The sequence below is a fragment of the Candidatus Neomarinimicrobiota bacterium genome, assembly GCA_012964825.1.
GTDB lineage: Bacteria > Fidelibacterota > Marinisomatia > Marinisomatales > S15-B10 > UBA2125.
Map to the genome: position 1 here is coordinate 1 of DTTI01000040.1, position 22,824 is coordinate 22,824.

The following is a 22,824-nucleotide window of genomic DNA, read 5'->3' on the forward strand; positions in this document are numbered from 1 at the left end:
GTGGTCGTACGGTTGGTGCTGGTGTAGTGACTGAGATTGTGGAGTAGATGGTTGGCGGCCCAGACACTAAGAATCAAACTCAAGGCCTACGATCATAGACTGATCGACAAGTCTACGGAGAAGATCGTAAAAACGGTTAAACAGACGGGTGCTATTTTAACAGGCCCTATTCCGCTCCCGACGAAAAGAACGATTTACACAGTTCTCCGCTCGCCGCATGTAAACAAGAAATCAAGAGAACAGTTTCAGACAAAGACCCACAAACGTTTAATCGAAATACTCAATGCGTCACCTAAAACAGTCGATGCACTGATGAAGTTGGACCTCTCAGCGGGAGTTGATATCGAGATTAAGGCCTAATCATGACTGGATTGATTGGAAAAAAGATCGGTATGACACGTCTCTTCAGCCAGGATGGGGAAAGCCAAGCCGTTACAGTTCTTGAGGCCGGGCCTTGTACTGTTACTCAAGTCAAAACTGAGGAAAAAGATGGCTATTCAGCGGTCCAAGTCGGCTTTGGTGAAAAAAGTGAAAAGCAGGTAAATCGTCCTGCTGAAGGCCATTTTAAGAAAGCGGGTGTCTCAGCAAAAAGGTGCTTGATGGAATTTCCAATGGGCCGTGGAAAAAAGCCAGAGCTGGGTGATGAGGTAACAGTTTCAATTTTCGGAGAAGGTGATTTTGTAACAGTCAAGGGCGTGTCTAAAGGTAAAGGTTTTACAGGTGTTGTTAAGCGCCACGGATTTAGCGGTGGTACGAAAACACACGGTCAATCAGACCGGCTCAGAGCGCCGGGCTCTATCGGCCAAGCGTCTGATCCTTCACGGGTTTGGCCTGGAACAAAAATGGCTGGCCAGCACGGGAATCGCAACATTGTTATGCAGAACTTGGAAGTGGTGAAGGTTGATCTTAAAAATCACCATCTCTTTTTAAAAGGCGCGGTACCTGGAGCAAAGAACGGAATTGTAGTGGTGACGAAATAAGATGGATTTACCTGTACACAATTTTGAAGGCGAAGTGATCTCAAAGATGAAAGTGAAGGACTCGGTTTTCAAGATTGAGCCGAATACCGACGTTGTGTATCGGGCGGTAGTGTCCGAAATGACCAACTCGCGGCAGGGGACACATTCCACTAAAACGCGATCTGAAGTTCGTGGAGGGGGAAGAAAGCCGTGGAGGCAGAAAGGTCGAGGAGTTGCCCGTGCAGGATCTATCCGCTCTCCGATCTGGAAAGGCGGAGGCGTAACTCACGGTCCCAAGCCGAAGGATTATTTATACAAACTTCCCAAGAAAATGAAGAGGTTGGCACGTAGGAGCGTTCTCTCTCAGCGGGCCGGTGATAAGGAGATAATGGTAGTGGAAGAGATTTCACTGGCATCACCTAAAACAAAAGATTTTTCTTACATTTTGAACAAGTTGGGAATAGATGGGAAAAAGACCACATTTTTCCCGGCAGCCAGTAATAAGAATGTAGCCCTTTCAGTCAGGAACCTACCAAATGTAACTATTGTTGAGGCAACGAACGCATCGACCTACGATCTGCTTAATGCGGAGGTCCTGCTTTTTGAAAAAGACGGGCTGAAGAATCTTAATGACCAATTGGCAGTGAATTAACATGTATAAGAAGAGGCAAATATTGTTCCGCCCTATTCTCACTGAGAAGATGAATCAACTTGAGGATTCTCAGAATATGTATGCTTTTCAAGTCGATCCTCATTCAAATAAGATTGAGATCAAGCGGGCTGTGGAAGAAAAGTTTGATGTGAAAATAACAAAGGTCCGCACAATGAACTTCCTCGGAAAAAGTAAACAAATGTCTGTCCGAAGCGGCGGCCGTGTTATCAAGACATCAGGCAAGAGATCGAGCTGGAAAAAGGCCGTTGTTACCCTGGATAAAGGTTTCTCTATTGATCTTTACGATTCAGGAGTTGAAAGCTAACAATGCCTGTTAAAACAGTTAAACCGACCACTCCCGGCCAACGGCAAAAGTCTGTATCGACTTTTGAGGAAATTACTAGAAGTAAACCGGAGAAGAGCCTTATCCGTCCACTAAAGAAGAGTGGTGGTCGCAATAATAAAGGACGTATCACAAGCCGACGCCGCGGCGGCGGGCATAAACGTCAGTACCGCATCATTGATTTCAAACGAAACAAATTTGATATTCCTGCAAAAGTTGCAGCCATCGAGTATGATCCAAACCGTTCTGCCCGTATTGCTCTCTTACACTATGCTGATGGAGAGAAACGTTACATCCTGGCGCCATACGGAATTAAAGTGGGAGATGAGGTTGTTTCGTCACAGAAAAAGGCGCCGCTGAAGATTGGTAACTGTTTACCTCTTTCAAAGATTCCGTCAGGGTTTTTTATTCATAATGTTGAGCTTGTACCCGGCAAGGGTGCACAGATGGTTCGCAGTGCCGGTGTTGGCGCGCAAATGTTAGCAAAAGACGCCGGTATGGTCACTCTGAAACTTCCATCGGGAGAAGTGAGAATGGTGGACGAAAAATGTATGGTCACCATCGGAGAAGTGGGCAACAAAAGTCATGAGGCAGTGAAGCTCGGTAAAGCGGGCCGGGCAAGATGGCTTGGCAGGCGGCCGAAAGTTCGCGGCGTAGCCATGAATCCCGTTGATCACCCTATGGGCGGTGGTGAAGGTAAATCATCAGGTGGACGCCATCCTACTACGCCGTGGGGTAAGCCGACAAAAGGTTACAAAACCCGGAAGAAGAATAAGGCATCTAACCGTTACATTGCGAAAAGGAGAAAATAATTCGTGGCCCGCTCCGTAAAAAAAGGTCCATTCATTGATGAGAAGTTGCTCAAGAAAATTTTACAGATGAAGAAAAGCGGTAAAAAGAAGGTCATCAAAACTTGGTCTAGACGTTCCGTCATCACTCCGGAGTTCGTTGGGTACACATTGGCAATTCACAATGGAAAACAGTTTATTCCGGTATTCATTTCCGAGAATATGGTTGGTCATAAATTAGGAGAATTCTCTCCGACACGGATATTTAGAAGGCACGCAGGTGACAGGAAATAGCAGAGATGGAAGCAGTAGCTAAATCGAAGTTTGTTCGCCAATCGGCAAGAAAAGTGAAAAAGACACTTGACCAGATTCGTGGCCGTGATGTGGAGACTGCACTGAACCTTCTTCACTTTGCCCCTCAGAAAGCATCAGTAGTGATTGAGAAGACGATACACTCAGCTGTGTCCAACTTTCTTCAGTCTGAAGAGACTGCCAGCACAGCCACAGAAGATTTGTTTGTGAAGAAAGCTTTTGTAGATGAAGGACCTACCGTGCGGAAGTTTCGTCCAGCCTCCATGGGCAGGGCATCACGAATCAGACGGCGCTCCAGTCACCTGACTGTTGTTGTGGCTGAGAAAGATTAAAGGAGAAGTTTTGGGACAGAAAACACACCCGACGGGATTTCGACTGGGCATTAACAAACCGTGGTCTTCCAACTGGTTTGGCGGGAAAAACTTTGCCAACTACATTTCTCAGGACATTATGCTCAGGCGCTACGTGAATCAGCGTCTTCCCAACGCCGGCATATCTAGTGTAGATATCGATCGGACTTCTAAGAAGATCACAGTGACGATCAATACTTCGCGGCCGGGGATTGTCATCGGCAAGGGTGGTAAGGATGTAGACAAGCTACGGGAAGAGATTAAACAGCTTTCCACAAAAGTCAATCCTGAAACAGGTAAACCGTACACCCTGGATACACAGGTGAATGTTTCGGAAATCAAAAGGCCTGAGATGGATGCAAAACTGGTAGGAGAGAATATTGCTCATCAACTTGTAAAGAAAATCAGCTACCGTCGTGCAGTAAAAAAAGCGATTCAGTCTACCATCCGGATGGGAGCGGACGGCATCAGGATTCGTGTGGCAGGCCGTCTTGGGGGCGCCGATATCGCTCGTCAGGAGACTTTCCGAGAAGGCCGAGTTCCGCTCCAGACATTGAGATCTGACATAGATTTTGCTATTACTGAAGCACGAACCACATACGGAATCATTGGGGTTAAGGTCTGGATTTGTAACGGATCAATAGGAACCTAATGACTCTGGAGCCAAAAAAAGTTAAGTGGCGCAGACAGCATCGTGGTCGCAGACGGGGGATAGCCACCAAAGGGAGTCATGTGGCATTCGGGAGTTTCGGCATGAAGGCTGTGGAACCCGGATGGGTAACTGCAAGACAGATCGAATCAGCCCGTGTAGCAATCATTCGGCAGATCAGAAAGCATGGTCGCATGTGGATCAGGGTTTTCCCCGATAAGCCCATTACCAAGAAACCGGCCGAAGTGAGGATGGGTAAAGGTAAGGGAGCCCCAGACCAGTGGGTGGCGGTGGTGAAGCCTGGAAGAATTCTTTTTGAGGTGGAAGGTGTCGACAAGGATTTAGCTGCCGAGGCGTTCCGTATTGCCGGACATAAGTTACCCGTTAGAACAATACTAGCTGAGCGAAGAGCATTGACCGGTTGATCCGAATAAAAAAGTATGAAGAGAGAAAAATTGAAAGAATTATCGGTTGATGAACTGAAATCTCGCTTGATAGATGTCCAGCAAGGGTTGGAAGAACTAAAGTTTCAGAAGGCGCTTCAGCAGTTGGAGAACCCGCTCCAACTTCGTTATTTGAGAAAAGAGATTGCTCAAATAAAAACAGTACTTAATGAATTTGAACTTGGTATCAGACAGGCGGAAGCATAACGATCATGGCTGAGAGAGGACAAAGACAGATTCTTGATGGGATGGTCGTGAGCGACCGTATGGAAAAAACTGTTCGTGTGGAAGTGAAGCGACGGGTTCTTCACCCTGTTTACAAAAAGTATATCACTAAAAAGAAAAAATATAGTGCTCACACGGGCCATCATGAATGCAACTCAGGTGATAAGGTGAAGATTATTTCCGTACGCCCCAAGAGTAAAACAAAGCGGTGGCGGGTGACGGAGATTGTTGAAAAGGGTAGAACCACTTAAAGTCCGTTTGAGAAAAATAAAGAAGATCCATGATTCAGTCAGAAACCAGATTAAAAGTTGCAGACAATACGGGCGCGAAGGAAGTACTCTGCATCAAAGTGCTAGGTGGGTCCAAGCGGAGGTACGCCTCCATTGGTGATATTGTTGTTGTTTCTGTTAAGCAGGCAATCTCAGGTGGTATGGTGAAGAAGGGTGAAATATCTCGTGCGGTGATTGTGAGAACACGAAAAGAGGTTGGTCGCAAAGATGGGTCCTATGTCCGGTTTGATGATAATGCAGCTGTTTTGCTCACAGACTCAGGTGAACCTACGGGGACAAGAATTTTCGGGCCTGTGGCCCGCGAACTCCGCGAAAAAGGTTTTATGAAGATCATTTCAATGGCACCGGAGGTGATATAGTGAGAATTCGCATGGGGGACACGGTTGAGGTGATTTCCGGTGATGACCGGGGGAAAAAGGGTAAAGTGCTCAGTGTGAACCCCAAGTCACAAAGGGTGATTATCGAAGGAATTAATTTTATGAAACGTCATTCAAAACCAACACAGAAGAATCAACAAGGGGGAATAATTGAAAGAGAAGCGGCTGTTCATACCTCCAATGTGATGTTGGTTGCTTCAGGAAGCCGAACCCGTGTTGGTCATCGTTTACTGGATACTGGAAAAAAGGTCAGAGTCGCTCGTAAGACAGGCGAAGACATTGATTCCTAGGAGAGAAGTTGGCTGAAGCAAAGAAAAAAGAATCTGCAAAAAAAACAAAATCAAAGCCGAAGGTCAAGTCCAAAGTGAAGCCATCGGCAAAGCCCAAGGGCGACGCGAAAAAAACGACTCAATTGAATGGTTATCTCCCCAACCTGACTACCCTTTTCAAGGATAATGTCTCTTCTGCGCTTCAGAAACAGCTTGGATTGAAAAATCCGTACCAGGTGCCTAGGATACTAAAAATTTCTTTGAATATCGGCATCGGCAATGCTCGTGAAGATAAGAACGCTCTGGGACACGCTATTAACGATCTCATAACTATCACCGGCCAAAAAGCTGTGGTAACTAAGGCCAAGAAAGCCATATCCAATTTCAAGCTTCGTGTGGGGGATCCTGTTGGAACGAGAGTAACACTCCGGCGCTGGCACATGTACGAATTTTTAGAGCGACTTATTAAAATCGCTCTACCTCGTGTAAGAGACTTTACTGGTCTTTCCGTGAAATCTTTTGATGGTCGTGGTAATTACAGTTTTGGTGTTCTGGAACAGATTGTGTTCCCGGAAATCGATTACGATAAGATTGATAAAATTCGGGGACTAGACATTACTATCACTACCAGCGCCAGGACAGATGAGGAGGCATACCTTCTTTTGAAATCCTTCGGTTTTCCATTCAGGCTGGACAATCGCTTTGAGCGAGCAGCCATGCCTTCTGAAGACGGGGCTGATTTAACAGAGGTTAATTAATGGCTAAAAAATCACTCATATTCAAGGCAAGTATTAAGCCGAAGTTTCAGGTCCGCAAGTATAACAGATGTGCAAAATGCGGTAGATCCCGCGCTTTCCTAAGAAAGTTTGGTCTCTGTCGTCTCTGCTTCCGGGAGCTTGCTTTAAAGGGAGAAATACCTGGCGTCACGAAAGCCAGCTGGTAACAAGGAGAGAAAACAAAAAGTGAGTATGACAGACCCAATCGCCGATTTGTTGACGAGAGTTCGCAACGGCTTGCATATGGGCAAGCGTTGGGTGGACATCCCCGCTTCAAATCTTAAGAAACGCATTCTTTACATCCTTAAGGAAGAACATTATATCAAAGACTTTATTATTGTGGATCACGCGGTTAAGAAAGAGTTGCGCGTTTTTTTGAAGTATGACAGAAACGGAGAATCTGTCATCCAGCATATCGCAAGAGAAAGCAGGCCTGGCCGGCGTGTTTATGTGGGAGCGGGAGAAATTCCAAGAATTCTCGATGGTCTCGGTGTTGCCATATTGACCACGTCGAAAGGTGTGATTTCAAACAAAGTTGCAAAAAAACTGAATATTGGGGGTGAACTGATCTGCAGTGTCTGGTAAGAACATGTCAAGAATAGGAAAACAACCCATCTCAGTTCCCGAAGGGGTTAAGGTGTCCCAAGATGGCAAGCTTGTATCTATTACAGGACCAAAAGGGAACCTTAGCTTTGATGTTCATCCGGATATGGTAGTGAAGCAAGAAAACAGTCATCTTCTGGTAGAACGTCCCAGTGACAATAGGTCTCACCGCTCGCTTCATGGTACTACCAGAGCTGTTATCGCCAATATGGTGCAAGGCGTTACTGAAGGGTTCACCAAGGAATTGGAGATTAATGGCGTTGGCTATACGGCAAATCTAGACGGAAAAAGGTTGAAGCTGACACTCGGTTTTTCTCACGATATTTATTTTGAATCACCAGAGGGGATTGAGATTAAAGCTGCAAAAAATTCCATAACTGTCTCCGGCATAAACAAAGAACTTGTAGGACAGGTTGCCGCCAAGATCAGATCATTCCGCCCACCTGAACCTTACAAAGGCAAGGGAATCCGTTATTCAGGAGAATATGTCAAGATCAAAAAGGGCAAGACAGTGGGTGAATAAGCCATGAAAGAACAGTTAAAAAAGGCAGAACGGAGAGAGCGGAGACGGCGCAGGAGTAAACGCCATGCCTTCGGCACGGAAGCAAGACCGCGGCTTGTGGTCTACCGTAGCTTATCACATATCTACGGCCAGCTGGTGGACGATGTTTCTGGTAAGACACTGGTGACAGCTTCATCGACCGAGAAGGCTCTTGCTCCCAAGTCTAAAAAGCCTGTGACTAAAACTGAGCTGAGCTCCATAGTGGGCAAGGAGCTAGCGATAAGAGCGAAAAAGAAAAATCTCTCTAAAGTTGTTTTTGATCGGAACGGGTTCCTCTATCACGGTCGTGTAAAGGCTGTTGCAGACGGTGCCCGCGAAGGAGGACTTAAGTTTTGAGTAGCATCAACCCTACTGAACTGGAACTGAAGGAAGAAACTGTTATCAAGATTAACAGGACGGCCAAAGTAGTGGCGGGGGGTCGTCGTTTTCGCTTTAGTTCTCTTGCAGCCATTGGTGACGGAAAAGGCCATGTGGGGCTAGGTTACGGAAAGGCAAACGAGGTAATATCAGCCATTTCAAAGTCGAAGGAAAACGCCAAGAAAAACATGTTCAGAGTTCCAATTATCAATGGGACAATCCCTCATAAAATTGAAGGAAAGTTTGGCGCAGCTAAAGTTATGCTTAAACCGGCGTCACCTGGAACGGGTATTATCGCTGGTGGCGCTGTGCGGGCACTTATTGAGCAAGTCGGAATTACTGATGTGCTCACCAAACGGTACGGTTCTTCAAACATAAATAATACTGTGAGAGCTGTGGAGGTTGCACTGAGGAACTTGCAAGATCCTGTTTCTATCGCTAACAGGCGTGGAATAACAATTGGTGAAATATTCAGTTAAAGATTAATAATGGTAAAAAAATTACCCAAATCTTTACAAATAACTCAGATTAAGAGCGCAATAGGTCACAATCTGAAAGCCAAAAAAACACTGCGAGCACTAGGTATTCGCAAGATGCATCAGACTGTCGTTCATGCAGATACGCCGGTGATTAGAGGTATGGTGAACAAGGTCAGTTTCCTTCTGAAAATAGATGAAGCGTAATGAAGCTTAGTGAACTGAAAGCACCTGAGAGCCTTTCTAAAGACCGGAAACGGCTTGGTCGCGGCCAAGCTTCTGGGACCGGGAAAACAGCCGGTCGGGGCCATAAAGGTTATCATTCACGTACCGGCAGCAAGCGAAGAACATGGTTTGAAGGGGGCCAGATGCCTCTTCAGAGAAGAGTGCCAAAGCGGGGCTTCACCAATGCCAGGTTTAAAAATGAGTACCAAAATATCAGCCTGTCGGCTATCTCCAAACTTGATGATGAGAAAGTTGATATTGCCACAATGCTTGAAAAAGGTGTTATCAAATCTGCTGCCAAACCTGTGAAGGTGCTTGCCAACGGTGATATCGAGAGAGCCGTGGAGGTTTATGCCAATGCGTTCAGCGTAACTGCAGCTGAAAAGATTGAAAAAGCAGGTGGGAAAGCCATTGTAGCATGATCGATAAATTCAGAAATATCTTAGCCATTCCAGAACTTAGACAGCGCATTTTTTTCACCCTTGCGCTGCTGGTTGTGGTGCGGGTCGGTGCACATATTCCTGTGCCAGGCATTAACACAGATGCACTCGGTGCCGCCATCCAAAATTTCCAGAACACCCTTTTTGGACTGTACGATCTTTTCGCTGGTGGCGCTTTTCAGAAGGCGACCATTTTTGCTCTGGGCATCATGCCTTACATTTCAGCGTCCATTATTCTCCAACTCATGGGTGTCGTAGTTCCCTACTTTCAGCGTTTGCAGAAGGAGGGGGATGAAGGAAGAAAGAAAATAACTCAGATTACCCGTTACAGCACGGTTCTTATTGCATCTTTGCAAGGGTACAGCATCGCAATTTTCCTGGAGAACCTGGAGTCTACGGTGGGTGGTTTCCAGATGACTGTCGTGCCCGAGCCGGGGCTCAGTTTCAGACTTTTGACAATGATTACTCTTGTGACAGGTGTCATCTTTATCATGTGGCTTGGAGAGCAGATTACGGAGCGAGGCATTGGTAACGGGATTTCACTGATTATTATGATCGGTATCGTTTCAGGGCTGCCCAACGTCATTGTCAGTGAAGTAGCTCTTATTCAAGAAGAAGTGAGAGGACCCTTGACTGAAGTTGTATTACTGGGCATCATGTTCATTATTGTGTCATTTGTTGTTCTATTGACACAAGGGACAAGGAAGATTCCTGTTCAATACGCTAAACGTATTGTGGGCCGCAAGGTTTACGGTGGGCAGTCCACACACATTCCGTTGCGGGTGAACACTGCTGGTGTTATGCCTATCATTTTTGCACAGTCTATCATGTTCCTGCCCAATACAATTGCAATGTTTTTTCAGGGCAGTGAATTCATGCAGGGTGTAATACGGGTTTTCTCGCCCCAGCACTGGTTCTACTGGACAGTGTTCGGGCTGACTATCATTTTTTTCACTTACTTTTATACCGCTATCGCTTTCAATCCTCAGGAAGTGGCTGAAAATATGAAGAAGCACGGTGGATTCATCCCAGGCGTCAGGCCCGGAAAGAAAACTTCAGAATTCCTCGATAACATCCTGAGTAAGGTGACGTTACCAGGATCTGTATTCCTCGCTTTTGTTGCCATTTTTCCCTTCATACTGATGAATACCATGGATGTGGGCTATGATCTTGCCTCATTTTTCGGTGGCACTGGTCTGCTCATTATCGTTGGTGTTTCTCTGGATACGCTTCAGCAGGTTGAATCTCACCTCTTAATGCGACACTATGATGGTTTCCTTAAGAAGGGCCGTATTCGCGGCCGGAAGCGTGCTTAAGATGGTAAACATTCGTAGTGAAAGAGAGATCGGGAAAATCCGGGAGAGCGGCCGTATCGTTTATGAAACACTTTCTGCCCTTGCGGAAAAGATTGTTTTCGGTGTAACCGGAAAGGAACTGGATCAGTTTGCTGAAACCTTTATACGGGATCAGGGTGGGGAGCCCGCTTTCAAAGGATATATGGATTACCCGTCCACTCTTTGCATTTCAATCAATGATGAAGTGGTTCACGGTATTCCCGGTGGCCGGGAATTGCAGGATGGCGATATTGTTAGTATCGACTGTGGCGTTTTGAAGGATGATTATTATGGAGACAGTGCTCGAACATACGCTGTGGGTGACGTGGCTTCAGATGTGCGAGATTTGATGAGGGTAACTGAAGAAGCTCTCTACATCGGAGTGGAAAAAACGACCCATGGGAATCAAGTGTCTGATATAGGTCACGCCATTCAGTCTCACGTGGAAGAACACGGCTTTTCAGTAGTGAGAGAACTGGTCGGCCACGGTATCGGCAGAGAGCTTCATGAAGATCCACAGGTTCCGAACTATGGGTCCCCCGGTCAAGGTGTTGAACTGAAGGAAGGGATGTGCCTTGCCATAGAACCAATGGTGAATCTCGGTGATAAGGAAATCTTTACGAAGGATGACAGCTGGACAATTTGTACCAGAGATGGTAAGCCGTCGGCACATTTTGAACATACAGTTTTGGTGGGGAAAGATGGTGCCCAGATTTTGAGTAACGGAGTTTATCAGGAAGCGGCTGACTACGCGGTTGCCTGAGATGTGATATGAAAGTAAGATCATCGGTCAGAAAAATCTGTGACAAGTGCAAAATCATTCGCCGGAAGGGTGTTGTTAGAGTTATCTGTGCGAACCCAAAGCATAAGCAAAGACAAGGATAATTATGGCTCGTATTGCTGGTGTTGATTTACCGAGAGATAAGAAAGTAGAATTTTCACTCTGCTCCATTTACGGCATTGGGCGGACTTCCGCCCAGAAAGTGCTCGCTGAATCAGGCGTTGACGGTAATATCCGTGTTAAAGATTTGACGGAGGATCAGGTATCGTCCATTCGTGAAGTGGTGGGAAAGATGAAGGTTGAAGGTGAAATGAGAACCGAGAACACCATGAATATTAAGCGTCTCATAGATATCGGCTCATACAAGGGATTTCGTCACCGCCGCGGTCTTCCTGTAAATGGTCAGAGAACAAAAACAAATGCGCGTACCCGCAAAGGAAGAAAGCGGACTGTTGGTCTCGGCAAAAAAACAGTAGTAGGCAAGAAAGGATAAAAGAGGAGATTTATGGCAAAGCCGCAACGTAAGAAGAAGAAAGTTCTCACTTCAGATGAGGGTGTTGCTCATATCAAGGCGACATTCAACAATACAATCATAACACTCACTGATTTGCACGGCAATGTGGTCGCCTGGGCCAGTGGCGGTGCCATGGGGTTCAAAGGATCTCGAAAAAGCACACCTTTTGCTGCGGGGCAGGCCGCCGAGAAAGCTGCCAATATAGCACTCGATATTGGATTGAAACGAGTGAGAGTTGAAGTAAAAGGCCCGGGATCCGGTCGTGAGACGGCCATCAGATCACTTGCTGTTGTCGGTCTGGAGGTGACCGCAATTAAGGATGTGACTCCCATTCCGCATAATGGATGCCGCCCGCCCAAGAGGCGCAGGGTGTAAGAGAGGAGCGAAGCGATGGCACGTTATATTGGACCAAAAGCAAAGATTGCTCGGAAGTTTGGCGAAAACATATTCGGAAATGCTAAGATTACCAAAATTCTTGAACGTAAGAATTATTCTCCAGGCCAGCATGGACAGAGCCGCCGCCGGCGGCCTTCCAATTATGGTCTTCAGCTAAAGGAAAAGCAGAAAATCAAATATATGTATGGCTTACTTGAGCGGCAGTTTCGAAATTTTTTTCAAAAGGCTGACAAGATGAGCGGTGAGACAGGACTGAATCTGCTTCAAATTCTTGAATGCCGGCTTGATAATGTCGTCTACAGACTGGGTTTTTCGCCGACACGGGCGGCAGCCAGACAGATGGTAAATCATAAGCACTTTCTTGTAAACGGTAAATCTGTAAACATTCCTTCTTATTTAGTGAAAGAGAATGATCAGATCGGTGTTCGAAGCAAGAGCAGGAAACTGGCAGTTATTCATGACTCCGTTAAGCAGGTGAGAGGTGATCTTGATTCAGGTTGGCTGTCTCTTGATAAAGCTTCTCTATCTGGAATGGTAACGAAACTGCCAGAAAAAGAAGATTTTGATGCGACCCTCAAAGTACAGATGGTCGTGGAACTATATTCCAAGTAGTATTAAAAAAGGACACTCAATATGGCATCCAAAAATGGTGAACTAAAGTTCAAAGTTGACAAAAAGTTGCGCACTGATGAGTTTAGTCGTTTCACTCTAGAACCTCTTGAAAGAGGTACCGGAATTACGGTGGGCAATGCTATGCGCCGGGTCCTCATGACCAGCATCCCCGGTTCTGCTATCAATGCGGTAAAAATTGATGGTGTTTTGCATGAATATGCCACGCTCGAAGGTGTTACTGAAGACGTGGCTGACATTATTCAGAATCTGAAGCAGGTACGATTCAAATTGACCGATCCCAAACCGGACAAGATCCAGCTCAGTTTCAGCGGTAAGGGTCAGTTTACGGCAAAGGATATCGATGGTGCTTCACAACAGTACAAAGTGATGAATCCAGATATTTCCATCGCGACCATGAATGATAAAGCAAACTTCACCATCGAGCTTCAGCTTTCTGTGGGAAAAGGTTATGTCGATGCTGACAGTCACCAGAGAATTGAATCTCCCATCGGGACTATTTACATCGACTCCATTTTTAACCCTGTCACCCAGGTGACCTATGATGTGGAACCTGTTTCCTCAGCGAAAGACAGTCTTGAGCGCCTTACTATGATCGTTCACACCGACGGGACGATCACGCCCGAGAACTCCGTCAGTTTCGCTGCCCGCGCTTTGACAGCTTACTTCAATATGTTCAAGATTTCTGATGAGGATCCCATTCTTGAAGTTGCTGAAGAAATTGATGAAGATGCACTCCATATTCGGGAGGTTCTACAGAGATCAATTGATGAGATGGAACTGTCTGTCCGGAGTCACAACTGTCTGAAGGAAGCGGGTATTGATACAATCATTGATCTCGTTTCAAAAGAAGAGAACGCAATGCTGAAATATAAAAATTTCGGACGTAAGTCACTCTCTGAATTGATCGAGAAACTGGACGAGATGGAGCTCTCTTTTGGTATGGATGTGGGAAAATACATGCTGGAAACTGACGGTTAAGAGTAAACATGAGACATCAAAAAAGAGTCAAAAAACTTGGCCGAAATGCCAGTCATCGAAAGGCGACATTATCCAATCTCGCTTCTTCTCTTATCGAGCACAAACAGATCAAGACAACTCACGCCAAAGCGAAAGCAACTCAGCAATTCATCGAGCCTCTCATCACGAAAGCCCGAAGGGGTACGCTCCACGACAGGAGAACAGTCCTCAGGCACATCAGGAGGCCTGACATCGTGAAGCTCCTTTTTGATAAAGTTGCACCTCATTATGCTGATCGGCCGGGCGGTTATACCAGAGTGACGAAACTCGGTTTCCGCGACAACGACTGTGCCTCCGTTTCCATGCTAGAGTTTGTCGATTTTGCAGGCATAGAATCAGAAAGTACAGAAGAAGAGAGCAGAAAGTCCTCAAAGAAGAAGGCGAAGGCTAAAGCGGACCCCACTGAAGATTAGGAACGGCAAAAAACTGATGCTCAGGATTAAAAAGGCAGCTGTTTTGGTTGCCTTTTTTCTTTTTTGTGCAGGTTTCGTGAAAGGGCAACCTTCCGCTTCCAACCTTGACTTCCGCGCCATATGGGTTGTCAGGCATTCCATGGTTTCGCCAGAGGAGATTGACCGGGCGCTCCTATTTGCCAAAGTTCATCATTTCAATCATGTTTTCCTTCAGGTTCGCGGGCGGGGCGATGCCTTTTACAACAGTCAGTTCGTCATCAAATCTCAACTCGTCGCTGATCCGCGGTTCGATCCTCTGAAATATGCGGTTGAAAAAGGTCACATTCTCGGCCTTAAAGTTCACGCCTGGATTAACGTTCTTCTGGCATGGTCCTCTCACCGTTCCCCGGAAAGTCCCGATCATATCGTTAACAAATTTCCGGAGTGGATGGACAGAAGTTCTCTTGGTATAACAACTTCCACTGGTACTCTGTCAGACAGCGAAGAAATGGTTGTTCAGAAATATTTGTCCCCGTCGCACCCTGGAGTCTTCAATTATCTTGAGAAGGTGGCGGATGAGCTGATTTCAAACTACGATTTGGATGGAATTCATCTTGATTACATTCGTTATGGCGATTCTGATTTCGGTTACAACATGGCCGCGAGGATAAACTTCGAACGTCAACACGGTGTTGATCCTCTGAAGTTATTGACCGATAACGGCAACGGATATGTTAACAAGGGTAACGATGAGAAACAGCGTTTGTTTAATAAATGGGCGACATTCAGAAGGAAAGCCTTGACAAAACTTGTGAAAAACTTCAGCGGTCTTGTTCTCAGTAAGAATCCCGAGTGCCTGCTCACTGCAGCTGTAAAGCCAAACCCCTCTATTGCCAGGAGCAGATATTTTCAAGAATGGGACAGATGGCTGGCTGAAGGACTTGTGGATTATGTGGTGCCCATGAATTATGCTACAGAACTGAGGGAATTTGCTGAAGAAATCGATAACATTTATAAATCAGTGCCACGAAAATACTGGCCGGGAATTATCATGGGAGTTGCAGCGTTTAATCAGGAGGCACTGGATACAAGGGACAAGATCAAATACAGCCGGGTGACAGGTCTCAGCGGAGTTGCCGTTTTTTCTTACGATGCCTATAAGTCTGCCATTGAATTTTTTTCTCCTATTGCTGATGAACTTTCCAAGTAAAAAAGTCAGGCTTTAAATTCTATTTACTACGTGACTGAGCAGAGGGAAATACGCGCGCCAAGAGGTACTGAGCTTACCTGTAAAGGGTGGCAGCAAGAGGCCGCCTTCAGGATGATCCAGAACAATCTCGATCCGGATGTTGCTGAGATTCCTGAAGAATTGGTTGTGTATGGTGGGGCCGGAAAAGCAGCAAGAAACTGGGAATGTTTCGATGCTATTCTCATCGCGTTGAAAGAGTTAGAAAGTGATGAAACTTTGCTTGTCCAGTCAGGTAAGCCGGCAGCCGTTTTCAAAACACATTCCCACGCACCACGGGTGCTTATATCGAACTCCATGCTCGTTCCTAACTGGGCTGACTGGGAAACTTTTCGTGAATTGGACAAGCTTGGGCTAATTATGTATGGGCAGATGACGGCGGGGAGCTGGATATATATCGGTACTCAAGGGATTTTGCAAGGGACATACGAGACTTTCGCTGCTGCTGCTGATAAACACTTCGGTGGTGATTTGAGCGGGAAGCTCATTTTGACGGCCGGATTGGGCGGCATGGGGGGTGCTCAACCGCTGGCTGCGACCATGAATGGAGCGGTGATGATTGCTGTTGAGGTAGATAGTAAAAAGATTCAGAGGCGAGTAGATACGGGCTATATAGATGTAATGGCGGAGAGTCTTGATAAAGCTCTCCAACTGGCAAAGGAAGCTCAAGAGAAAAAAGAGGCCAAGTCAATCGGACTCCTCGGCAATGCTGCCGACTTATTTCCGGAATTTTTGGATCGGGAAATTATTCCAGATATGGTGACAGATCAAACGTCGGCTCATGATGAGCTTTACGGTTATATTCCTAACGAAATTCCGTGGGATGCTGTGGAATCGGTGCGGCAGAACGATCCGGACAAATACATTCATCTTTCTTACCAAGCGATGGCAAATCACTGCCGGTCAATGGTGGAGATGCAGGCACGGGGCGCAATTGTTTTTGATTACGGGAACAATCTCAGGGGCCAGGCAAAGAAAGGAGGGCTTGAAGAAGCGTTTGACTATCCCGGATTTGTGCTGGCATATATTCGTCCGCTGTTTTGTGACGGCAAGGGGCCGTTTCGCTGGGTAGCGCTCTCAGGGAATCCTGACGATATCGCTAGGACCGATGAAAAAGTTCTTGAGTTATTCCCGCAAGACAAGGCACTCTGCCGCTGGATCGAGATGGCGCACGAAAAAGTTCAATTTCAGGGGCTCCCCGCAAGGATCTGCTGGCTCGGCTATGGGGACAGGGCAAAGCTGGGCCTGGCCATGAATGAAATGGTCGCTTCCGGTGAAATTTCGGCGCCTATTGTCATCGGTCGGGATCATATGGATACCGGTTCGGTGGCGTCACCTTATCGGGAAACTGAAGGAATGAAGGACGGTAGTGATGCCATCGCCGATTGGCCTATCCTGAACGCGCTTCTCAACACCGCCAGCGGTGCCAGCTGGGTCTCGGTGCATCACGGCGGCGGAGTTGGGATGGGGCTATCAATCCATGCCGGCCAGGTGATTGTTGCTGACGGGACGCCTGAGATGGCCGGAAGACTGGAGCGTGTCCTGAATAACGATCCGGGCATCGGTATTGTACGCCATGCCGATGCGGGGTATGAACGGGCTCAGAAAAATGCACGTGATGCCGTGATCAAAATTCCCATGCTTAAATCGTAGCCCCACTATTTAAATAATGACACTAAAGGTTGCGAATATAGGCGAACTGACCACATACAATTCAGAAAAAAAAGATATTATCCGAAAGACCAGTATGGATATGATTATCGAAGAAGGGCGTATATCAGAGATTGATAAAAGTCTGCCTGATGCCGATGAAAAAGTGGACGCTTACGGCCGGCTCGTAACACCTGGCTTTGTAGATGCTCATACACACCCCGTTTTTGCCAAAGCACGAGCCGATGAATTTGGTATGCGTGTTTCTGGAACGAGTTATCAGGAAATTGCAGATCAGGGGGGAGGAATTCGTGCCAGTGTAAATGCATTGCGGGAGATGCCGGAAGAGAAGCTACTAGAATTGACAAAGCGGCATCTTGAGGATTTTCTTTCCCTGGGGACAACGACCGTTGAGGCAAAGAGCGGCTACGGCTTGTCTACCAAATCTGAACTGAAATCATTGGTAGTTTTGTCAGAAGCGGCTGATTCCGTCGCCATCAATGTGGTACCCACCTTTTTGGGTGCTCACGATTTTCCCAATGAATTTGCCGACAATAGGAACGGTTATGTTGATCTCATCTGTGATGAGATGATCCCCGCCGTGACGAAACAGGGTATTGCTCAATTCTGTGATGTTTTTTGTGAAAACGGTTGGTTCGATGTTGACAGTTCACGCCGAATTTTGGAAACGGGCAAAGAACATGGGTTGAAACCACGGCTTCACGCCGATGAGTTTGTTGATTCTGGAGCAGCCGAACTGGCGGCGGAAGTGGGTGCCTTCTCAGCTGACCACCTTATGCATGTAAGCGATGAAGGTATTCGCAAGATGGCGGAAGCCGATGTGGTGGCAATCCTGCTTCCGGGGACTACCTTTTTTCTTGGAAAGCAAACTTACGCTCCCTCAAGAAAACTGATAGATGCCGGCATTAGCGTAGCACTCGCCACAGACTTCAATCCTGGCAGCTGTACCATACAATCCATGCCGTTCATTATGAGTCTTGCCTGTCTCTATCTTAGCATGTCGGTGGAGGAGTCGTTTATGGCTGCTACACAAATTGCAGCGAAATCTCTGGGACGGGACAAGAGTGTCGGTTCACTCGAAGTCGGAATGGAGGCGGATGTTGTCATTTGGGATGTGGACAGACTTGAAAGAATTCCGTATCATGTGGGCGGGAACAAAGTTCATAGAGTATTCAAATCGGGGAAGGAAGTGGTTTATCGAGGAAAGTGATTTGAATTCACGAAGAGCATTTACTAAATTCGCCGGGCCTCAAGTAGATAGCCAGGAGAGATTATTGAAGAAACCGATTATTATAACAGTTTTTTTCATTCTCACTTTTCAGCCGGTTTTCGGCAATGAAAAATATTTCAGTCAAGTTCAAAAAACTGCGAAGGCTTACCGTGTTGAGACATCCGGGGACAAAATGAAAATTGTTCCTGACGAAAAAGGTAAAGACTCTTTCTATATCACATTGGCAAGTAATCGTAACAATTTTGAAATGGTTATGCTTGTGGGCTACATAGCTGCCGGCCAGGCCATGAAAACAGGTTACGAGCCGGAAACTTTTTTTGTCTCGGTAGATGTGCCTCTCGGTGAAGGCTTCAGGCTGGTGACTACAGCAGCAAAAGTAGATTTGCAACAACTGTTATCAGGTAAAATCAATACAGCACAGTTTGTTCGAAAAGTGAAATACCTCTAAACAACCAAAAGGAGAGAACCATGGAATTAGATCCATTTGGATGGCAATCTATTATAAATAGCTACTTGCGGGCAATTGGTTGGTCAGTCGTTGCCGCACTGGGTTTTTCCATCGGTATCGGTCTGGCTTTGAAAGTCTTTGACTGGATGTCCACTGATATTGAAGAATGGGAAGAGATTAAGAACGGGAACATGGGGGTTTCTCTAATTTTTATTACCTTGATAGCATCAGTTGCATTTCTGATTCACAAGGTCCTCTAAGCTAGCGACTTAGTTTCCAGTAATTCCTATTTCCAAGCTAAAGCGGGCTTCAACCCGCTTTTTTTTTGAGAGAGAGTAAATAAGGCAGAAGATTTGATCCTTCAACAGAACAACCGATTGTATATCCCTATGCAGGGGCGTAAATTTTTCAGCTTTTTAGAGAGAACCTCATTGGCAACAACAGCGGATATTCGTACTGGTATGGTGATCGAGCATAAAGGTCACCGGATGAAGATTTTGTCTTTTCTCCACGTGAAGCCGGGTAAAGGGGGCGCTTTTGTCCGGACAAAGCTGAAGAATATTGTTACGGGGCAGGCAGTGGACGAAACGTTCAGGGCCGGCGAAAAGATTACACCTGTGAGAGTCGAGAATCATCAGATGCAGTACCTTTACAGCGAAAACGGCTCCTTTGTTTTTATGAATATGGACAGTTACGATCAGGTGTCGATATCTGCTGAACTGGTAACAAATGAAATTATCTTTATCAAGGAAGGTACTTTGATGGATGTCACGTTCATTGGTGAGGAGGTGATAGGAATAGTACCCCCCATTTTTGTAGAGCTGGAAGTGGCAGAATCTGATCCCGGTATTCGCGGCAACACAGCAACGGGTGCCACCAAGCCGGCCACCCTTGAAACCGGACTTAACGTAAACGTACCACTTTTTGTGGAAAAGGGCGATAAACTGAAGATTGATACCCGCACGGGTGAATATGTGGAAAGAGTGAAACAGGATGTTTGAAAGCTGGAAAGCAAGACTGCAGACTATTATCGATATGCTCGAAGCCAGTGATGTGAACGAGATTGAAGTGAGTTTTTTCGGTCGGAAATACCATGTTACTAAAAGTGCACCTATGGAGAATTCGCCGGTTTCAGTACCAGCATCTCAGGTGATCCAAATTGCACCACCGGAGGATAATAGACCCTCGGTACCAGAGCCTGCACCGATTTCTACAAATGTGGAGGTCACCTCTCCTATGGTGGGAACATTTTACAGGGCGCCTTCGCCGGAATCACCGCCCTTTGTGAAAGAAGGGGATCGTGTCACAGCGGGACAGACACTATGCATTATCGAGGCGATGAAAATCATGAACGAAATCGAGTCAGAGGTGACCGGCCGGATTTCAAAAATTTTGATGGAGAATGCCAAGGCGGTAGAATACGGTCAAGCCCTCTTTGTCATTGAACCGGACTGATCGCTAATCAATTATAAACCTTTCTTCTTTAATCAATCCAGCCATCTTAGCTGATGTTTAAGAAGATTCTCATAGCAAACAGAGGTGAAATCGCTCTTAGAATAATTCGTGCTTGCCACGAACTGAGTATCGAAACAGTTGCTGTCTATTCTTCCGCCGATGAACTTTCCCTCCATGTCCGGTTCGCCGATGAGGCTATCTGTATTGGTCCGCCGCCGGGATCCGAAAGTTATATGAACATACCCAGTATTCTAAGTGCAGCTGAACTGACGAATAGCGACGCCATCCACCCAGGATACGGATTTCTTGCCGAGAATCCTGAGTTTGCCCAGATCTGTACTGATAATGATTTTGTTTTTATCGGCCCTTCCGCCGATACAATTCTTGCCATGGGAGAAAAGGCTACTGCTAAAAAGTCAATGAAAGCGGCCGGTGTGCCAGTGATCCCCGGGAGTAATGGTGTAATAAGTTCCGTAGGAGAAGCACAAAAGATTGCTTCTGAGATCGGATTTCCTGTTATGCTTAAAGCATCAGCCGGCGGCGGTGGAAGAGGTATGCGGGTCGTTAAGGAAACAGACCAACTTGAAAGAGCTTTTGTCACCGCTTCTTCTGAAGCACAATCCGCTTTTAACAACGGTGATCTTTATCTGGAAAAATTTGTGGAAAAGTCCCGCCATATCGAAATTCAAATTCTGGCCGACCGATATGGGAATGTGATCCACTTTGGTGAGAGGGAATGCTCAATTCAAAGACGCCATCAGAAGCTTATTGAAGAATCACCTTCCCCGATAATTGATGAGGAGCTCAGACAAAAGATGGGATCTGCCGCTGTTCAAGGCACAGAGTCCATCGGCTATGTAGGGCTTGGTACAGTGGAATTCCTTTTTGATAGCAAATCAAAAGAGTTCTATTTTATGGAAATGAATACCCGAATTCAGGTGGAACATCCTGTGACGGAGGTGGTTATGGGAAAGGACCTGGTGAAAATGCAGATTAGGCTGGCAGTTGGGGAGGAGATACCAAGTTATCTTGCCCAGCAGAAACTGAGGGGTCACGCTATGGAGTGCCGTATCAATGCGGAAGATCCTTCAAATAATTTCATCCCGTCGCCAGGGAAAATTAAGGAGTTTTATGCACCCGGCGGGAACGGCGTCAGGATGGACTCACATGTTTATGCCGGTTATGAGATCTCGCCGCACTACGATTCCCTCATTGGTAAACTTATCGTCCACTCTGAGGATCGGGATACAACCATCAACAGAATGCAACGCGCGCTGGAAGAAATCATCATCGAAGGGCCGAAAACAACCATCCCATTTCATCAGGCTATTATGCAGAATAGTGATTTTCAGGCCGGTAATTTTCATACAGGTTTTCTGGAGACATTTGTCTTTGAGGAATAGAATCTGAAATTGAGAAGAAAGGGGTTAGACAGAAATGAACATTCCTTCTAATTTGTTCTACAGCGAATCCCATGAGTGGGTTCTTATAGAGAATGATATTGCTACTATTGGCATCACCGATTACGCGCAAGGTGAATTAGGTGATATTGTTTACTTCGAACTTCCTGAAGAAGGGAGCGTGGCGGTGAAGGGAGAACCTTTCGGCACCATCGAAGCTGTAAAGACTGTGGTTGATCTCTACGCCCCCATGTCCGGAACAATGGCTGAGGTAAACAGTGCTCTTTTTGATGAGCCTGAGCTGGCAAACCAGGATCCTTACGGTAAAGGGTGGATCATAAAGATCGGGCTTTCAAGTTCTGTTCAATCTAAGAATTTGTTGTCCGCTGATGAGTACAGTGATATTGTTGGATAAAAATTATTATTAAGGATGTATCTGCTTTTCGTATGAGTACGGTTTATTCACATCTGGAGAAAGTCCGCCAGGAGAAGGGAGCGGGCTATCTCGTGCTCATAGATCCTGACAAGAAGAATGATGGCAAGCTTGAGAAACTGGTGACGTCAGTGAATCGTTCCGGTGCTGACGGCATCCTCATTGGGGGGAGTCTCATTATGGACAGCGGTTTCCACGAGCGGGCGGAAAAGATCAAATCAATGGCCGAGGTACCCGTAATTCTCTTTCCCGGTTCGGTGAATCAGCTGGGTCCTCATTGCGATGCGGTTCTCTTCATGTCTGTCATCAGTGGTCGGAATCCCACTTATCTCATCGGTGAGCAGGTCATCGGCGCCCCTTTGGTGAAAGATCTTGGTCTGGAACCTATCCCAACGGGCTATATGATTTTTGACGGTGGAGGTCACAGCACTGCCGAATTCATGAGCGGTTCCAGCCCTTTGCCCATGAATCGACCCGATATTGCCGTGGCTCACGCTTTGGCAGGCCAATATTTGGGTATGAAACTAATTTACTTGGAGGCCGGGAGCGGCGCTGAATCAGCTGTTCCTGATGAAATAATTTCGGCTGTTGCCAAGAATATTGATATTCCGCTCATAGTAGGAGGCGGGATCCGAAAGCAGGCGGCGGCCGTGAACAAAGTGAAAGCAGGAGCTTCCTTCATTATTACCGGAACAGCTATCGAATCGGATGAAGGGGAAAATCTTTTAGAATCGTTCGCCGACGCCATCCACGGAGCCTGATATGCCCCAGAGAAAA

Annotated in this window: 39 protein-coding genes; all 39 read left to right on the top strand. The window is 46.4% G+C overall.

Annotated features, from left to right (window positions below; all coding sequences use genetic code 11):
• The first annotated feature begins 51 nt into the window (after nucleotides 1-51).
• The 39 genes from rpsJ to EYO21_04010 all read left to right on the top strand — a co-directional run bounded on the left by rpsJ (nucleotide 52) and on the right by EYO21_04010 (nucleotide 22,808).
• Entirely contained in the window at nucleotides 52-360 is a 309-nt protein-coding gene (rpsJ, locus tag EYO21_03820; GenBank protein HIB02939.1) for a 30S ribosomal protein S10, read from the top strand.
• A gap of 2 nt (nucleotides 361-362) precedes the next feature.
• Nucleotides 363-980: a 50S ribosomal protein L3 gene (locus tag EYO21_03825; GenBank protein ID HIB02940.1), complete on the top strand. Its 618-nt coding sequence runs from the start codon at nucleotides 363-365 to the stop codon at nucleotides 978-980.
• Nucleotide 981: 1 nt separating this feature from the next.
• Nucleotides 982-1,611, top strand: coding sequence for a 50S ribosomal protein L4 (gene rplD / locus EYO21_03830; protein ID HIB02941.1), 630 nt, complete (start codon nucleotides 982-984; stop codon nucleotides 1,609-1,611).
• Nucleotide 1,612: 1 nt separating this feature from the next.
• The gene (locus tag EYO21_03835; GenBank protein ID HIB02942.1) at nucleotides 1,613-1,936 is read left to right on the top strand and encodes a 50S ribosomal protein L23; all 324 of its coding nucleotides are present in this window, start codon (nucleotides 1,613-1,615) and stop codon (nucleotides 1,934-1,936) included.
• A 2-nt stretch (nucleotides 1,937-1,938) separates the two neighbouring features.
• Nucleotides 1,939-2,766, top strand: a complete 828-nt coding sequence (gene rplB / locus EYO21_03840) for a 50S ribosomal protein L2 (GenBank protein HIB02943.1) — start codon at nucleotides 1,939-1,941, stop codon at nucleotides 2,764-2,766.
• Between the two features lie 3 nt (nucleotides 2,767-2,769).
• A complete protein-coding gene (gene rpsS / locus EYO21_03845; GenBank protein HIB02944.1) occupies nucleotides 2,770-3,036 on the top strand; it encodes a 30S ribosomal protein S19 in 267 nt (88 codons plus the stop codon).
• Between the two features lie 5 nt (nucleotides 3,037-3,041).
• Nucleotides 3,042-3,386 carry a 50S ribosomal protein L22 gene (locus EYO21_03850; GenBank protein ID HIB02945.1) on the top strand — a complete coding sequence of 115 codons (345 nt, stop codon included), beginning with the start codon at nucleotides 3,042-3,044 and terminating at the stop codon, nucleotides 3,384-3,386.
• Nucleotides 3,387-3,396: 10 nt separating this feature from the next.
• Nucleotides 3,397-4,056: a 30S ribosomal protein S3 gene (gene rpsC, locus EYO21_03855; GenBank protein ID HIB02946.1), complete on the top strand. Its 660-nt coding sequence runs from the start codon at nucleotides 3,397-3,399 to the stop codon at nucleotides 4,054-4,056.
• Nucleotides 4,056-4,478: a 50S ribosomal protein L16 gene (rplP, locus tag EYO21_03860; protein HIB02947.1), complete on the top strand. Its 423-nt coding sequence runs from the start codon at nucleotides 4,056-4,058 to the stop codon at nucleotides 4,476-4,478. Before rpsC ends, rplP begins: the two co-directional genes overlap by 1 nt.
• A gap of 15 nt (nucleotides 4,479-4,493) precedes the next feature.
• The gene (locus EYO21_03865; GenBank protein ID HIB02948.1) at nucleotides 4,494-4,703 is read left to right on the top strand and encodes a 50S ribosomal protein L29; all 210 of its coding nucleotides are present in this window, start codon (nucleotides 4,494-4,496) and stop codon (nucleotides 4,701-4,703) included.
• Nucleotides 4,704-4,708: 5 nt separating this feature from the next.
• Nucleotides 4,709-4,972 (top strand): 30S ribosomal protein S17, encoded by a 264-nt coding sequence (gene rpsQ, locus EYO21_03870; GenBank protein ID HIB02949.1) that lies wholly within the window; start codon nucleotides 4,709-4,711, stop codon nucleotides 4,970-4,972.
• Nucleotides 4,973-5,001: 29 nt separating this feature from the next.
• Nucleotides 5,002-5,370, top strand: a complete 369-nt coding sequence (gene rplN, locus EYO21_03875; protein ID HIB02950.1) for a 50S ribosomal protein L14 — start codon at nucleotides 5,002-5,004, stop codon at nucleotides 5,368-5,370.
• Nucleotides 5,370-5,678, top strand: a complete 309-nt coding sequence (locus tag EYO21_03880; protein ID HIB02951.1) for a 50S ribosomal protein L24 — start codon at nucleotides 5,370-5,372, stop codon at nucleotides 5,676-5,678. Before rplN ends, EYO21_03880 begins: the two co-directional genes overlap by 1 nt.
• A gap of 8 nt (nucleotides 5,679-5,686) precedes the next feature.
• Nucleotides 5,687-6,415 (top strand): 50S ribosomal protein L5, encoded by a 729-nt coding sequence (gene rplE, locus EYO21_03885; GenBank protein ID HIB02952.1) that lies wholly within the window; start codon nucleotides 5,687-5,689, stop codon nucleotides 6,413-6,415.
• Nucleotides 6,415-6,600: a type Z 30S ribosomal protein S14 gene (locus EYO21_03890; GenBank protein HIB02953.1), complete on the top strand. Its 186-nt coding sequence runs from the start codon at nucleotides 6,415-6,417 to the stop codon at nucleotides 6,598-6,600. The genes rplE and EYO21_03890 overlap by 1 nt, the downstream gene beginning before the upstream one ends.
• 25 nt (nucleotides 6,601-6,625) lie before the next feature.
• Nucleotides 6,626-7,018 carry a 30S ribosomal protein S8 gene (rpsH, locus tag EYO21_03895; GenBank protein HIB02954.1) on the top strand — a complete coding sequence of 131 codons (393 nt, stop codon included), beginning with the start codon at nucleotides 6,626-6,628 and terminating at the stop codon, nucleotides 7,016-7,018.
• A gap of 4 nt (nucleotides 7,019-7,022) precedes the next feature.
• Nucleotides 7,023-7,559: a 50S ribosomal protein L6 gene (locus EYO21_03900; GenBank protein ID HIB02955.1), complete on the top strand. Its 537-nt coding sequence runs from the start codon at nucleotides 7,023-7,025 to the stop codon at nucleotides 7,557-7,559.
• Between the two features lie 3 nt (nucleotides 7,560-7,562).
• A complete protein-coding gene (locus tag EYO21_03905) occupies nucleotides 7,563-7,934 on the top strand; it encodes a 50S ribosomal protein L18 (protein HIB02956.1) in 372 nt (123 codons plus the stop codon).
• Nucleotides 7,931-8,434, top strand: coding sequence for a 30S ribosomal protein S5 (locus EYO21_03910; protein HIB02957.1), 504 nt, complete (start codon nucleotides 7,931-7,933; stop codon nucleotides 8,432-8,434). Before EYO21_03905 ends, EYO21_03910 begins: the two co-directional genes overlap by 4 nt.
• 9 nt (nucleotides 8,435-8,443) lie before the next feature.
• Nucleotides 8,444-8,638, top strand: coding sequence for a 50S ribosomal protein L30 (gene rpmD, locus EYO21_03915; GenBank protein HIB02958.1), 195 nt, complete (start codon nucleotides 8,444-8,446; stop codon nucleotides 8,636-8,638).
• Nucleotides 8,638-9,078: a 50S ribosomal protein L15 gene (locus tag EYO21_03920; protein ID HIB02959.1), complete on the top strand. Its 441-nt coding sequence runs from the start codon at nucleotides 8,638-8,640 to the stop codon at nucleotides 9,076-9,078. Before rpmD ends, EYO21_03920 begins: the two co-directional genes overlap by 1 nt.
• Entirely contained in the window at nucleotides 9,075-10,412 is a 1,338-nt protein-coding gene (secY, locus tag EYO21_03925) for a preprotein translocase subunit SecY (GenBank protein HIB02960.1), read from the top strand. Before EYO21_03920 ends, secY begins: the two co-directional genes overlap by 4 nt.
• Nucleotide 10,413: 1 nt before the next feature.
• The gene (map, locus tag EYO21_03930; GenBank protein HIB02961.1) at nucleotides 10,414-11,193 is read left to right on the top strand and encodes a type I methionyl aminopeptidase; all 780 of its coding nucleotides are present in this window, start codon (nucleotides 10,414-10,416) and stop codon (nucleotides 11,191-11,193) included.
• Nucleotides 11,194-11,201: 8 nt separating this feature from the next.
• Nucleotides 11,202-11,315 (top strand): 50S ribosomal protein L36, encoded by a 114-nt coding sequence (gene rpmJ, locus EYO21_03935; protein ID HIB02962.1) that lies wholly within the window; start codon nucleotides 11,202-11,204, stop codon nucleotides 11,313-11,315.
• Between the two features lie 2 nt (nucleotides 11,316-11,317).
• Nucleotides 11,318-11,704 carry a 30S ribosomal protein S13 gene (gene rpsM / locus EYO21_03940; GenBank protein ID HIB02963.1) on the top strand — a complete coding sequence of 129 codons (387 nt, stop codon included), beginning with the start codon at nucleotides 11,318-11,320 and terminating at the stop codon, nucleotides 11,702-11,704.
• Nucleotides 11,705-11,716: 12 nt separating this feature from the next.
• Nucleotides 11,717-12,100, top strand: coding sequence for a 30S ribosomal protein S11 (gene rpsK, locus EYO21_03945; protein HIB02964.1), 384 nt, complete (start codon nucleotides 11,717-11,719; stop codon nucleotides 12,098-12,100).
• Between the two features lie 15 nt (nucleotides 12,101-12,115).
• A complete protein-coding gene (rpsD, locus tag EYO21_03950; protein HIB02965.1) occupies nucleotides 12,116-12,733 on the top strand; it encodes a 30S ribosomal protein S4 in 618 nt (205 codons plus the stop codon).
• Nucleotides 12,734-12,754: 21 nt separating this feature from the next.
• Complete coding sequence (locus EYO21_03955; GenBank protein HIB02966.1) at nucleotides 12,755-13,732, top strand: DNA-directed RNA polymerase subunit alpha; 978 nt, start codon at nucleotides 12,755-12,757, stop codon at nucleotides 13,730-13,732.
• A gap of 8 nt (nucleotides 13,733-13,740) precedes the next feature.
• Nucleotides 13,741-14,184, top strand: coding sequence for a 50S ribosomal protein L17 (locus EYO21_03960; GenBank protein HIB02967.1), 444 nt, complete (start codon nucleotides 13,741-13,743; stop codon nucleotides 14,182-14,184).
• 16 nt (nucleotides 14,185-14,200) lie between these two features.
• Nucleotides 14,201-15,373: a hypothetical protein gene (locus EYO21_03965; GenBank protein ID HIB02968.1), complete on the top strand. Its 1,173-nt coding sequence runs from the start codon at nucleotides 14,201-14,203 to the stop codon at nucleotides 15,371-15,373.
• A 30-nt stretch (nucleotides 15,374-15,403) separates the two neighbouring features.
• Nucleotides 15,404-17,062, top strand: a complete 1,659-nt coding sequence (hutU, locus tag EYO21_03970; GenBank protein ID HIB02969.1) for a urocanate hydratase — start codon at nucleotides 15,404-15,406, stop codon at nucleotides 17,060-17,062.
• A 16-nt stretch (nucleotides 17,063-17,078) separates the two neighbouring features.
• The gene (locus EYO21_03975) at nucleotides 17,079-18,290 is read left to right on the top strand and encodes an imidazolonepropionase (GenBank protein ID HIB02970.1); all 1,212 of its coding nucleotides are present in this window, start codon (nucleotides 17,079-17,081) and stop codon (nucleotides 18,288-18,290) included.
• A 64-nt stretch (nucleotides 18,291-18,354) separates the two neighbouring features.
• On the top strand, nucleotides 18,355-18,759 hold the full coding sequence (locus EYO21_03980; GenBank protein ID HIB02971.1) for a hypothetical protein: 405 nt from the start codon (nucleotides 18,355-18,357) through the stop codon (nucleotides 18,757-18,759).
• A 20-nt stretch (nucleotides 18,760-18,779) separates the two neighbouring features.
• Nucleotides 18,780-19,019, top strand: a complete 240-nt coding sequence (locus EYO21_03985; protein HIB02972.1) for a DUF350 domain-containing protein — start codon at nucleotides 18,780-18,782, stop codon at nucleotides 19,017-19,019.
• Nucleotides 19,020-19,190: 171 nt separating this feature from the next.
• Nucleotides 19,191-19,760 (top strand): elongation factor P, encoded by a 570-nt coding sequence (gene efp, locus EYO21_03990; GenBank protein ID HIB02973.1) that lies wholly within the window; start codon nucleotides 19,191-19,193, stop codon nucleotides 19,758-19,760.
• Entirely contained in the window at nucleotides 19,753-20,214 is a 462-nt protein-coding gene (accB, locus tag EYO21_03995; protein HIB02974.1) for an acetyl-CoA carboxylase biotin carboxyl carrier protein, read from the top strand. Before efp ends, accB begins: the two co-directional genes overlap by 8 nt.
• Before the next feature lie 53 nt (nucleotides 20,215-20,267).
• The gene (gene accC, locus EYO21_04000; protein HIB02975.1) at nucleotides 20,268-21,617 is read left to right on the top strand and encodes an acetyl-CoA carboxylase biotin carboxylase subunit; all 1,350 of its coding nucleotides are present in this window, start codon (nucleotides 20,268-20,270) and stop codon (nucleotides 21,615-21,617) included.
• A gap of 34 nt (nucleotides 21,618-21,651) precedes the next feature.
• Complete coding sequence (gcvH, locus tag EYO21_04005; GenBank protein ID HIB02976.1) at nucleotides 21,652-22,029, top strand: glycine cleavage system protein GcvH; 378 nt, start codon at nucleotides 21,652-21,654, stop codon at nucleotides 22,027-22,029.
• Between the two features lie 32 nt (nucleotides 22,030-22,061).
• Nucleotides 22,062-22,808: a geranylgeranylglyceryl/heptaprenylglyceryl phosphate synthase gene (locus tag EYO21_04010; GenBank protein HIB02977.1), complete on the top strand. Its 747-nt coding sequence runs from the start codon at nucleotides 22,062-22,064 to the stop codon at nucleotides 22,806-22,808.
• Nucleotides 22,809-22,824 lie beyond the last annotated feature (16 nt).